Source organism: Flavobacterium frigidum, assembly GCF_048286795.2.
Genome location: NZ_JBLVPT020000022.1, coordinates 21,927 through 34,530, shown reverse-complemented (window position 1 = coordinate 34,530; position 12,604 = coordinate 21,927). Strand labels below are relative to the sequence as shown.

Sequence of the window (12,604 nt, the reverse complement as noted above, 5' to 3'; positions counted from 1 at the left end):
AAACAAGTAGAATTATCAATTAATAACAGACCCATTAGAAAATTCAATTACCTTAGTCCTATTGAAACTCTAAATAATAAGTTTGTTGCACTTATGAGTTGAACACAGCTTTTGTTTAAATACAATGTTTAAAAATAAATTCGCTCCATCATTTGGGCGTTATTATTTGATATTTTATTTTTGAAAAATAATACTATCAAACTCTAATGAAGCCACTAAAAGAAAAATTACTCATTAAAGATGCCACCATTCTTAAAATTCAATTTGATAAAGAATGGTTTTACAAACTAGACGATATGGCTTTTTACCTGAAAGAAGATTTATCAGAAGTTGAATTTGTATTTTTGCCAATGATTATCGAAGGTGAACAAGAATTTGTAAAGTGCGCTGCATTCGATGATATTATTAGAGGTAGGAAAGAAATAGAATAGCATCTGTTTCCTTCTTAACGATTACTCAATTTTGCTTTTTCTTTAATAATATCGCTAATTTTTCTGTTTTCGATTTTGCTTTCCAGCCAAGAAATAATATCTAGATATAAAAAAGCTCTTTTTTCGTAGGTGTTTTTCTCTAGTTCGATAAAACGTGCTCTCATTTTTACAAACTCCTTTTTGATATCTGTTGGATAAATGGAGTTTAAATTTTTTAAAAACTTGATAATTTCTTTTTGCACTTCATGCAAATCATTCATTTTGAGTAAAAACTTATACGTGTTTTTAAGTTGATTTTCTAAATAGTAATCTTTCCCCAATTCATAATGTGCAATCAAACAAAGTAGTCTCGAAAAACACATTAAATCCTCTCGCATAGAAAGATTTTTGTTGTTGATGATTTTTTCTAAGTACAAAATACATTCGGCATATTTTTCGGTGCCAAAATAAATAGAGGCAATTTTGTAATAAAACAACATTTCGTGATGCTCGTCAAGATGCTCACTATGCGTTTTTAATTTTGCTAAAATTTCAGGGATTAGGTATTCACTTTCTATAAAAGTACCTTCTAGAATATGGAAGTTTAGTTTGTTATTGTACAAATATAAAAAGGATAGGGAAGCAATATTATCGTTTACTGGAAAGCGAGGATCTTTTGTTGTTTCTTCTAATAAAACCAAATATTTTTTGAACTTAGATTTGTATTTCAGCATGTACAAGGACTCCAACAAATAATGGTTCCCTTTTAGAAAAAATACAGGATTCAAATATATCATACTTGGAGTATCATAAAAGAGCGTCACCCATTTTAAAGCATATTTGTAGCACGATAAAAAATCTTGTACCAAAAAACTTCGCCACAAATTGGCATTATAAAACCAGTATTTTTCACGGAAGCCAAATTTTGATTGATCGAATTTTGAAATATGTTTCCTAAAATAATCATCGATATAGGTGTATTCTGCATCCGTTTTTACATAGCCAGTTTTCAACATAATGCCATACAGTTGCAACGATAAATTAGACAATTTACTCGAAATAGTATTTCTGTAATTTAATTCCTTGGCTTGCACCACTAATTCGTCAGCACGACCTTGAATACTTCGGGTAATGTATTGTGATTCGATTAGTTTTTCGAATTCTACAATTTCATATGCCATTAGTTTTTCGTCATTTTCTAAAGCGAGGATTTTAGTTTTATCTAAAATTTTTAGACTTTGCCTATACAATCCTTTGTTGTATAAAATAGTTGCAAAATCAATTTGTTCACGAATTTGGTAACGCATATTCTGACTCGGAATATTCAATCGAATACTCACTAAAATTTGCTTGTACAAGTAGGATTTTAAATTCGATAATTGCACTTTTTTTATGATGCCACTTTTCAAAATTAGCTTCTCATCATAGGCATCAGATTTGTCTAGAATATTAAATAGTTCAATAAATTTTGTATTTGAACTCGTTTCTAATCTACTGGCAAAAATCTTGAATTGTCTTTTTTCAGATTTTGAAAGGGATTTAATTAATACGAATAAGAAATCTTTTTGATGGTTAGCCATTGTAAAATAAGTTAGCTTAGTTTATTGATAATAAGGTATTTATAAGCTTAACAATTGCTTTATAAGCAGTATATTTCATTAAATTGAGTTTCTTAATAACTTAATGAAAGATATTTTTGTTTAGGGTTGTGAAATTACACTAAATAAATGAAAATGAATAGAGAGAAAGTTCAAATTTTTGATACCACTTTAAGAGACGGCGAACAAGTTCCAGGATGTAAGTTAGATACCAACCAAAAACTAGTTATTGCAAATCGATTAGACGAAATGGGAGTAGATATTATTGAGGCTGGTTTTCCGGTTTCAAGTCCAGGAGATTTTTTATCTGTTTCAGAAATTAGTAAAGTAGTTAAAAATGCCATTGTTTGCGGCTTGACAAGGGCCGTTAAAAATGACATAGATATAGCTGCTCAAGCTTTAAAACATGCCAAAAGACCACGAATCCATACCGGAATTGGCACCTCTGATTCACACATTCGATACAAATTAAATACTACCCGAGAAGACATTATTGCTAGAGCCAAATATGCTGTTTCACATGCTAAATCCTACGTTGAAGATGTTGAATTTTATGCTGAAGATGCTGGCCGAACTGACAATGATTTTCTAGCTCGAGTCTGTGAGGAAGCGATTAAATCAGGTGCTACTGTTCTTAATATTCCAGATACTACAGGATATTGCTTGCCAGAGGAATATGGAGCAAAAATTAAATATTTGAAAGAAAATGTTAGAGGGATTGATAATGTGGTCTTGTCTTGCCACTGCCACAATGATTTGGGTATGGCCACGGCAAATTCTATCGCTGGAGCTGTAAACGGTGCCAGACAAATAGAATGTACCATCAACGGAATAGGAGAAAGAGCTGGTAATACGGCACTTGAAGAAGTAGTTATGATTTTTAAGCAACATCCTTACTTAAACTTGGATACTAATATTAATACACGTCAGATCAACGAAATGAGCAGGTTAGTATCTGAAAGTATGGGAATGATGGTGCAACCAAATAAAGCAATTGTTGGAGCAAACGCATTTGCACACAGCTCCGGAATTCATCAAGATGGTGTCATCAAAAACAGGGCAACCTATGAAATAATGGACCCAAAAGAAGTAGGAGTAAACGAATCCTCAATAGTTCTTACGGCCAGAAGCGGTCGAGCAGCATTAGCCTACAGAGCCAAAAAAATAGGATATGAGTTAACAAAAGTGCAACTGGATATTGTTTATAAAGAATTTTTAAAGTTTGCTGACATAAAAAAAGAAGTTATAGATAATGACATTCATCAAATCGTTACAGCTTGTAAAATGAGTAAGGAATTACTCTTGAATTAATTTCTGATGTTAAAAATATAAATCGTAGTAATATGAACTTAAAAATAGCAGTACTAGCAGGAGACGGAATAGGTCCTGAAGTAGTTTTACAAGCCAAAAAAGCATTGTACGCCATAGGTGTCGTTTTCGATCATGAATTTATTTTTGAAGACGCTCTTATTGGGGCAATTGCTATCGAAAAAACTGGAAATCCATTACCAGAACAAACTTTAAATCTTTGTCTAAATACTGATGCCGTACTATTTGGCTCTGTTGATGATACGAATTTAAATCCCATACAAGGACTTTTAAAACTAAGGCAGGCGCTTGGTTTATTTGCAAATATTAGACCTATAAAACCGTACACTGATTTATTGGATTTGTCCCCTTTAAAAAGAAAAATTATTGATGGTACTGATTTTATTATTTTCAGAGAAATTTCAGGCGGTTCGTATTTTAGTGAGAAAAAGATCAATGAGCAAGGCACTTTTGCCTCTGATTTATGTGAATATTCAGAGGAAGAAATCATTAGAATCACTCATTTGGCTTTCAGAACGGCACTAAAAAGAAGAAAAAAAGTCACTTTGGTCGATAAAGCCAGTATACTTGAAACATCTCGATTATGGAGAAAAGTAGTAACCGAAATTGCACAAGACTACCCAGATGTAGTTTTAGACTTTCTTTTTGTTGATAATGCTGCGATGCAAATTATTATTAATCCAAAACAATTTGATGTGATTCTAACTGAGAATTTATTTGGAGATATTTTATCTGATGAAGCTAGCGTAATTACTGGTGCAATAGGATTACTGCCATCGGCATCGTTTGGTAATTCAACGGCACTTTTCGAACCTATTCATGGTAGTTTTCAAGAAGGAAAAAGAAAAAATATTGCAAATCCTATTGCTTCAATACTATCTGCTGCTATGCTTTTGGAACATTTTGGACTTCACAGTGAATCTCTTAAAGTACATGAAGCGGTTGATAAAGCTATTGAATTGAATGTCGTCACACCTGATTTGAATCCGTATTCAAAATTTGGAACCAACGAAGTAGGAGATTTTATTGCTAATTATATTTTAAGCAAAGACGATCTCTATTTTAAAAGTGATAATGTTTACATCGGACAATCTACTATTGTTTAAAATCAAAAGCGACTGTAAAACAGTACTATAAAAGAGAAAAATGGAATTAAATAAATACAGCAAAACCATAACGCAAGATGAAACGCAGCCCGCTGCACAAGCTATGCTATATGGAATTGGTTTAACTGAAAACGATTTAAAGAAAGCTCAAGTTGGAATTGTAAGCATGGGCTACGAGGGAAATCCTTGTAACATGCACCTGAACGACTTGGCTAAAGATATAAAAACAGGGGTTTGGAAAGAAGATTTAGTAGGATTGATTTTTAATACTATTGGTGTGAGCGATGGGATGTCTAACGGTACAGACGGAATGCGTTATTCATTGGTTTCGCGAGATGTTATTGCCGACTCTATTGAGACGGTAGTAGGAGCACAATGGTATGATGGACTGATTGCTATTCCGGGTTGTGATAAAAATATGCCAGGATCGGTTATGGCTATGGGTAGATTAAATCGCCCTGCAATTATGGTATATGGTGGCAGTATTCATTCTGGAAAATGGAAAGGAGAATCATTGAATATTGTTTCGGCTTTTGAAGCTTTGGGAAAAAAATTTAACAATACCATTTCACCCGAAGATTTCAAAGGCGTTATTCAAAACTCTTGTCCCGGTGCAGGCGCTTGTGGCGGAATGTACACCGCGAATACGATGTCCTCAGCTATTGAAGCTTTAGGAATGAGTTTGCCCTACAGTTCATCTAATCCTGCATTAAGCCCAGAAAAAAAGCAAGAATGTCTTGAAGCCGGTAAAGCCATTAAAATTTTATTAGAACAAGATATCAAACCAAGAGACATCATGACACGTGGGGCCTTTGAAAATGCTATTACAATGGTAGCTGTTTTAGGAGGTTCTACAAATGCAGTAATGCACTTGATTGCTATGGCTCATTCTGTAGATATCGAAATTACATTAGATGATTTTCAAAGAATTAGTGACAAAACGCCTTTGCTAGCCGACTTAAAACCCAGCGGAAAATACCTTATGGAAGATTTACATGCGGTGGGTGGTGTTCCAGCTGTAATGAAATATTTACTAAAAGAAGGTTTATTGCACGGACATTGTTTGACCGTCACTGGAAAAACAATAGCAGAGAATTTAGCAACTGTTCCTGATTTGAATGATGGTCAAGATGTGATTCATAAAATTCAGAAAGCATTAAAAAGTACAGGAAATATCCAGATCCTTTATGGAAATCTAGCCACAGAAGGTTGTGTTGCAAAAATTAGTGGCAATGAAGGGGAATATTTTGAAGGTGATGCCATTGTTTATGAAAATGAACACGATGTAATAAAAGGAGTTCGTGGAGGAGAAGTCAAACCAGGAAATGTTGTCGTCATTAGGTATTGCGGTCCTAAAGGTGGTCCTGGTATGCCTGAAATGCTAAAGCCTACATCAGCAATTATGGGCGCTGGTCTGGGAAAAAGTGTTGCTTTGATTACTGATGGTAGATTTTCGGGTGGTTCACATGGTTTTGTTGTAGGTCACATAACGCCTGAGGCGTATGATGGAGGTGGAATAGCATTAGTCAAAAATGGAGATATTATCACAATTGATGCAGTTAAAAACACCATCAACCTCAAAATTTCTGATGATGAATTTAACGCTCGAAAAGCGCTTTGGGTGCAACCCGAATCCACTATTAAAAAAGGAGTGTTACTTAAATATATACGTTCGGTCTCAAGTGCCTCTGAAGGATGTGTAACCGATAAATAGTCCCCACCCCATCCCTCCCCAAAGGGGTGGGAGTTGAGCAACAAATAATAACTATAAATTTCCCTATGCCGGTTTCGGCTCTCCCTCCTTCGGAGGGGGTAAGGGGGGAGGAAAAATAATAAACGTACCCATGGGAACAAATAAAATATCAGGAGCAGAGGCAGTTATAAGATGCTTATTAGCGGAAGGAGTTGATTTAATTTATGGATATCCAGGAGGCGCTATAATGCCTGTTTACGACGAACTATATAAATTTAAAGATCAATTGCATCATGTGCTCGTACGTCATGAGCAAGGCGCAACGCATGCTGCACAAGGGTACGCAAGAGCAACAGGAAAAGTAGGAGTGGCCATTGCAACATCGGGACCGGGAGCAACAAATTTGGTTACAGGGATTGCTGATGCGCAAATCGATTCGACTCCTATGGTTTGCATTACGGGTCAAGTTGGGAAGCATTTATTGGGATCTGATGCGTTTCAAGAAACGGATATCATTGGAATTTCAACCCCAGTAACCAAATGGAATTATCAAATCACAGAGGCTTCAGAAATTCCGGAGATTATTGCTAAAGCTTTTTTTATTGCAAGATCTGGTCGCCCAGGTCCTGTATTAATTGATATTACAAAAAATGCGCAATTTGACGAAATGGAATTCAGCTATAAAAAATGTACCAGTATTAGAAGCTACAATCCAAAGCCAGCTTTAAATCTTGAAAAAGTAGCGGCAGCAGCTGAATTAATTAATACTGCCAAAAAGCCATTTATCATATTTGGTCAAGGTGTAATTCTTAGTGAAGCGGAAGCCGAGTTAAAAGCCTTAGTTGAAAAATCAGGAATTCCAGCTGCTTGGACCATTTTAGGACTTTCAGCAATGCCAACAGATCATCCATTAAATGTAGGAATGTTGGGCATGCATGGTAATTATGGTCCTAATGTTTTGACGAATGAGTGCGATGTTTTAATAGCGCTTGGAATGCGTTTTGACGATCGAGTGACAGGAAATTTAGCTACGTACGCCAAACAAGCCAAAGTAATTCATTTCGAAATTGATCCTGCAGAAGTCGATAAGAATGTAAAAACTACGGTAGCAGTTTTGGCCGACTTAAAAGAGTCTTTAGCAGCTCTACTTCCTTTAATTGAAAGTAACTCTCATGAATCTTGGCACGATGAATTTAAAGAGAAATATGAAATAGAATTAGAAGCGGTAATCAATGATGAGTTAAAACCTAAGAGAGAGGGAATTTCGATGGGAGAAACGATTGAAATGATTAATAAACATTCTAAAGGTGATGCCATTATGGTTTCGGATGTGGGACAACACCAAATGTTTGCGTGTCGCTATGCCAAATTCAATTCGACAAAAAGTAATGTAACATCTGGTGGTTTAGGAACTATGGGATTTGCTTTACCGGCTGCAATTGGTGCCAAAATGGGAATGCCAGATCGTGAAGTTGTTGCCATTATTGGAGATGGAGGTTTCCAAATGACCATTCAAGAATTAGGAACTATTTTCCAAACGAAAGTTCCCGTGAAAATTGTAGTACTAAATAATGAGTTTTTAGGCATGGTGCGCCAGTGGCAACAATTGTTTTTTGACAAAAGATACGCTTCTACAGAAATGATCAACCCTAATTTTATAGCTATTGCAGAAGGTTATTATATCAAAGCTAAAAAAGTAACTAAAAGAGAAGATCTTGATGCTGCCGTTGCCGAAATGATGGCTTCAAAGGAATCCTATTTCCTAGAAGTTATGGTAGAAAAAGAAAATAACGTATTCCCAATGATCCCAACAGGGGCATCGGTTTCGGACATTCGGTTGTCCTAAAATAGTTTAAAGTTTAAGGTTTAAAGTTGTTGAAACCTGAAAATAATTTTGCACAACTTTAAATGTTAAACATAAAAACTTTAAACATAAAAAAATGGAAAATAAAACATTCACCATTTCTGTTTATTCAGAAAACAACGTTGGCTTATTAAACAGAATATCAGGTATATTCTTGAAACGCCATATCAATATTTTGAGTTTAAATGTATCCGAATCTGAAATCGAAAATGTTTCCAGATTCATCATTGTAGTTAATACAACAGAAAAATGGGTACAAAATATCGTGGGACAAATCGAAAAACAGATCGAAGTCATCAAAGCATTTTACCATATTGATGAAGAAACGATTTTTCTTGAAAATGCATTATTCAAAATTGATTCGAGCTTGCTTTTTGATGAAAAACAAATTCAGAATATAATTAAAGAAAGTCATTCCGAAATAGTTACGGTTGCGAGAGACTTTTTTGTAATTTCAAAATCAGGACAACGTATTGAAATAGAAGCGCTTTATAAAAAATTGAAACCTTTTGGAATCATGCAATTTGTACGCTCTGGAAGAATATCTGTTTCCAAAGCAAAAATGGAAATTTCAACATTATTAGAAGAACTTTCATAGAGTATTTAGTTTGCAGCGTTCAGTTGCTTTGTTGTTTGTCATTTTGACAAAGGAGGAATCTCAACACTATCATCATTAACTATTACAATTATTAAATTTTACAATCATTAAAAAATATAAAATGGCAAATTATTTCAATTCATTACCACTTCGATTACAATTAGAACAATTAGGCGTTTGCGAATTCATGGACCAATCTGAATTTATAAATGGAATACAAGCTCTAGAAGGAAAAAAAGTAGTCATTGTAGGTTGTGGAGCACAAGGATTAAACCAAGGATTAAATATGAGAGATTCCGGATTGGATATTTCTTATGCCTTACGAGCAGATGCAATTGCTGAAAAAAGAACTTCATTTTGCAACGCCTTCGATCATGGTTTTACCGTTGGAACCTATGAGGATTTAATTCCTACAGCTGACTTAGTTTGTAACCTAACGCCAGATAAACAGCATACTGCAGTAATAACGGCTATCATGCCATTGATGAAAAAAGGTTCCACTTTAGCATATTCTCACGGTTTTAATATAGTAGAGGAAGGAATGCAAATTCGGGAAGATATTACTGTAATTATGTGTGCTCCAAAATGCCCTGGATCAGAAGTTCGTGAGGAATACAAGCGTGGTTTTGGTGTGCCAACGCTAATTGCAGTTCACCCAGAAAATAATCCAAACGGCGCAGGTTTTGAACAAGCAAAAGCGTATGCAGTAGCCACTGGTGGTCACAAAGCAGGAGTGTTGAACTCATCCTTTGTAGCTGAAGTAAAATCGGATTTAATGGGAGAACAAACTATTCTTTGTGGAATATTGCAAACAGGTTCTATTTTATGTTTCGATAAAATGGTTGAAAAAGGCATTGAGCCTGCCTATGCCTCAAAATTAATTCAATACGGTTGGGAAACGGTTACGGAAGCTTTGAAACATGGCGGAATTACAAACATGATGGATCGTTTATCAAATCCAGCAAAAATTGAAGCAAACCGATTAGCCGAGGAATTAAAAAATATCATGTACCCGTTGTTTCAAAAACACATGGATGATATCATCTCGGGTGAATTTTCAAAAAATATGATGATTGACTGGGCTAATGATGATGTTAATTTATTGACTTGGAGAGCCGCAACTGCTGGTACTAACTTCGAAAAAACAGCACCAACAGCTTCACCTATTTTAGAGCAAGAGTATTTTGATAACGGTGTGTTGATGATTGCCTTGGTAAAAGCTGGGGTTGAATTGGCTTTTGAAACCATGACTAAAACCGGGATCATTGAGGAATCAGCCTATTATGAGTCGTTGCACGAATTGCCTTTGATTGCCAATACAGTGGCTAGAAAAAAACTATATGAAATGAATAGAATCATATCTGATACAGCAGAATATGGCTGTTATTTATTTGATCATGCATGTAAACCTTTATTAATAGATTTCATGAAAACAGTCGATACAAATGTAATTGGCAAACCCTTTTCTACTTTAAATGGAGTAGATAATGAGGTGCTAATTGCAGTAAATAAAACCATTCGTCAACACCCTATTGAACAAGTAGGAGAGCGGTTGAGAGCTTCTATGACCGCAATGAAAAAAATAGGATTATAAAATAGGAATTACCACACGAGGGAGTGTGTTGTCATTAGCACTATAGCATTAGATTTCATAATATTTCGAATTAGTTAGAAACGTATTATTAATGCATAATGAGTATGGATGCTTTTACATTCACTTAATTTTTAATCCGTTAAAAATTAAGTGAAGTAATCCCTATTTAACATTTTGGAAACCAGTAAAAAAATCGACATTCAATTTTTATAAACTATACTTTAGCAAGTCGAACTAGTATTATTTTTTGGAACGAAATAGTTTTGGTAAATTTCAATTCAAAAAATCATCGTTATTAATTTTGTAGTTACGTTAGGAGCTAAAGTTTTTTGGCACTCTCGTCCTTTTGTGTTTTTCTATTAGTCTGAAACTACAAAAATTAGATAAATTAGTATTAAAATTCTTTTTTATTTACAAATCAATTTCATTTTAGTGGTATTTATGATTTAAATAATTTTAAGAATCACTAGAGATTTAATACTTTTATAAAAAATTATAACATGAGCTATTACAAAATTGATAATCTAGAACAATACTTTAAACATTATAATAAATCAGTTCGTGAACCTAGAAAATTTTGGGGTAAGATAGCAGAAGAAAACTTTACTTGGTACCAGCAATGGGATAAAGTGGTAGAGTTTAATATGGCTGAGGCCGAAATTAAATGGTTTACCGAAGCCAAAGTAAATATTGCAAAAAATTGTATTGATAGACATCTTGCAAAACGCGGTGAAAAAACTGCAATTGTTTTTGAACCAAATGACCCTTCGGAAGCAGCATTACATATAACTTATAATGAATTGCACCAACGCGTTTGTAAAATGGCAAACGTATTGCGTGAACAAGGTATAAAAAAAGGAGATCGAGTGTGTATTTATTTACCGATGATTCCTGAGCTAGCGGTTTCTATACTTGCTTGTGCAAGAATTGGAGCCATACATTCAGTTGTTTTTGCAGGATTTTCAGCCTCGGCAATTGCGAGTAGAATTAATGACAGTTCGTGCAAAATGGTTATCACTTCTGATGGTGGCTTTCGCGGCAATAAAACCATTGATCTAAAAGAAATCGTAGATGAAGCACTAGAAAAATGTCCTTGCGTTGAGAAAGTTTTAGTAGCCAAAAGAATTCACTCTAATATCATGATGCTAGAAGGTCGCGATCAATGGTTACAACCGCTATTAGATCAAGCATCGGATAATAATGTAGCCGAAATCATGGATGCCGAAGATCCATTATTTATATTGTATACTTCTGGCTCTACAGGAAAACCAAAAGGTATGGTTCATACTACGGCAGGATATATGGTGTACACTGCTTATACGTTTAAGAATGTATTTAATTATGAAGAAAATGATGTTTTTTGGTGTACCGCTGATATTGGTTGGATTACTGGACATTCGTATATTCTTTATGGACCTTTATTGAACGGTGCTACCACAGTTATTTTTGAAGGTGTCCCTTCGTATCCTGATTATAGTCGTTTTTGGGAAGTAATCGAAAAGCATAAAGTTACACAGTTTTATACTGCTCCAACCGCTATTCGTGCTTTGGCAAAAGAAAATATAAAATTTGTACAAAAATATCCATTGAAGTCGCTTAAAGTAATTGGATCAGTAGGTGAACCAATCAATGAAGAAGCTTGGCACTGGTATAATGATCACGTGGGCGATAAAAGATGTCCTGTAGTAGATACGTGGTGGCAAACAGAAACGGGAGGAATTATGATTTCGCCAATTGCTTTTGTAACCCCAACAAAACCAACATACGCTTCGTTACCGTTACCGGGAATCCAACCCGTTTTGATGGACGAAAAGCGCAACGAAATTGAAGGCAATCAAGTCACTGGAAGTTTGTGTATTAAATTTCCTTGGCCGGGAATTGCCAGAACTATTTGGGGCGATCACAAGCGGTATAAAGACACGTATTTCTCTGCTTTTCCAGGTAAATATTTTACTGGTGATGGAGCCTTGCGAGATGAAGTAGGATATTACAGGATTACAGGTCGTGTAGATGATGTTGTAATTGTATCGGGACATAATCTAGGTACAGCACCAATTGAAGATGCTATTAATGAACATCCAGCTGTTGCCGAGTCTGCTATTGTAGGTTTTCCGCATGACATTAAAGGAAATGCTTTGTATGGCTTTGTTATTCTAAAAGAAACTGGAGAAACTAGAAATAAAGAAAATCTTTATAAAGAAATTAATCAACATATTTCAGATCACATTGGACCAATTGCCAAGTTAGATAAAATTCAGTTTGTTAGTGGTTTGCCAAAAACACGTTCTGGAAAAATTATGAGGCGTATTCTTAGAAAAATTGCCGAAGGAGATGATTCAAATTTTGGAGATATATCAACCCTTTTAAATCCAGAAATTGTTGAGGAAATAAAAAATAATAAGGTTTAGAGTA

9 protein-coding genes are annotated in these 12,604 nt (G+C 34.8%); 8 read left to right on the top strand and 1 reads right to left on the bottom strand.

Annotated features, from left to right (window positions below; all coding sequences use genetic code 11):
- Positions 1–206 precede the first annotated feature (206 nt).
- Entirely contained in the window at positions 207–431 is a 225-nt protein-coding gene (locus ACNQGB_RS15260) for a hypothetical protein (RefSeq protein ID WP_417945791.1), read from the top strand.
- A gap of 14 nt (positions 432–445) precedes the next feature.
- Here the strand turns inward: ACNQGB_RS15260 and ACNQGB_RS15255 are convergent, their stop codons facing one another.
- The gene (locus ACNQGB_RS15255) at positions 446–1,990 is read right to left on the bottom strand and encodes a hypothetical protein (protein WP_417945793.1); all 1,545 of its coding nucleotides are present in this window, start codon (positions 1,988–1,990) and stop codon (positions 446–448) included.
- Between the two features lie 153 nt (positions 1,991–2,143).
- Between ACNQGB_RS15255 and ACNQGB_RS15250 the strand changes: the two genes are divergently transcribed.
- From ACNQGB_RS15250 to acs, 7 genes are all read left to right on the top strand, one after another.
- Positions 2,144–3,319 carry a 2-isopropylmalate synthase gene (locus tag ACNQGB_RS15250; RefSeq protein ID WP_417945794.1) on the top strand — a complete coding sequence of 392 codons (1,176 nt, stop codon included), beginning with the start codon at positions 2,144–2,146 and terminating at the stop codon, positions 3,317–3,319.
- A gap of 32 nt (positions 3,320–3,351) precedes the next feature.
- Positions 3,352–4,443, top strand: a complete 1,092-nt coding sequence (leuB, locus tag ACNQGB_RS15245; RefSeq protein ID WP_417945796.1) for a 3-isopropylmalate dehydrogenase — start codon at positions 3,352–3,354, stop codon at positions 4,441–4,443.
- 40 nt (positions 4,444–4,483) lie between these two features.
- The gene (gene ilvD / locus ACNQGB_RS15240) at positions 4,484–6,157 is read left to right on the top strand and encodes a dihydroxy-acid dehydratase (protein WP_417945798.1); all 1,674 of its coding nucleotides are present in this window, start codon (positions 4,484–4,486) and stop codon (positions 6,155–6,157) included.
- A 130-nt stretch (positions 6,158–6,287) separates the two neighbouring features.
- Positions 6,288–7,982 carry a biosynthetic-type acetolactate synthase large subunit gene (ilvB, locus tag ACNQGB_RS15235; protein WP_417945800.1) on the top strand — a complete coding sequence of 565 codons (1,695 nt, stop codon included), beginning with the start codon at positions 6,288–6,290 and terminating at the stop codon, positions 7,980–7,982.
- Positions 7,983–8,076: 94 nt separating this feature from the next.
- The gene (gene ilvN / locus ACNQGB_RS15230; RefSeq protein WP_417945802.1) at positions 8,077–8,598 is read left to right on the top strand and encodes an acetolactate synthase small subunit; all 522 of its coding nucleotides are present in this window, start codon (positions 8,077–8,079) and stop codon (positions 8,596–8,598) included.
- Positions 8,599–8,719: 121 nt separating this feature from the next.
- Positions 8,720–10,192 carry a ketol-acid reductoisomerase gene (gene ilvC, locus ACNQGB_RS15225; protein ID WP_417945804.1) on the top strand — a complete coding sequence of 491 codons (1,473 nt, stop codon included), beginning with the start codon at positions 8,720–8,722 and terminating at the stop codon, positions 10,190–10,192.
- A gap of 500 nt (positions 10,193–10,692) precedes the next feature.
- Positions 10,693–12,600 carry an acetate--CoA ligase gene (acs, locus tag ACNQGB_RS15220; RefSeq protein WP_417945806.1) on the top strand — a complete coding sequence of 636 codons (1,908 nt, stop codon included), beginning with the start codon at positions 10,693–10,695 and terminating at the stop codon, positions 12,598–12,600.
- Positions 12,601–12,604 lie beyond the last annotated feature (4 nt).

Excerpts from the sequence above, each read along its gene's own strand:
- ACNQGB_RS15260 (WP_417945791.1), top strand. The coding sequence starts at position 207 with ATGAAGCCACTAAAAGAAAAATTACTCATTAAAGATGCCACCATTCTT.
- ACNQGB_RS15255 (WP_417945793.1), bottom strand. The coding sequence starts at position 1,990 with ATGGCTAACCATCAAAAAGATTTCTTATTCGTATTAATTAAATCCCTT.
- ACNQGB_RS15250 (WP_417945794.1), top strand. The coding sequence starts at position 2,144 with ATGAATAGAGAGAAAGTTCAAATTTTTGATACCACTTTAAGAGACGGC.
- leuB (WP_417945796.1), top strand. The coding sequence starts at position 3,352 with ATGAACTTAAAAATAGCAGTACTAGCAGGAGACGGAATAGGTCCTGAA.
- ilvD (WP_417945798.1), top strand. The coding sequence starts at position 4,484 with ATGGAATTAAATAAATACAGCAAAACCATAACGCAAGATGAAACGCAG.
- ilvB (WP_417945800.1), top strand. The coding sequence starts at position 6,288 with ATGGGAACAAATAAAATATCAGGAGCAGAGGCAGTTATAAGATGCTTA.
- ilvN (WP_417945802.1), top strand. The coding sequence starts at position 8,077 with ATGGAAAATAAAACATTCACCATTTCTGTTTATTCAGAAAACAACGTT.
- ilvC (WP_417945804.1), top strand. The coding sequence starts at position 8,720 with ATGGCAAATTATTTCAATTCATTACCACTTCGATTACAATTAGAACAA.
- acs (WP_417945806.1), top strand. The coding sequence starts at position 10,693 with ATGAGCTATTACAAAATTGATAATCTAGAACAATACTTTAAACATTAT.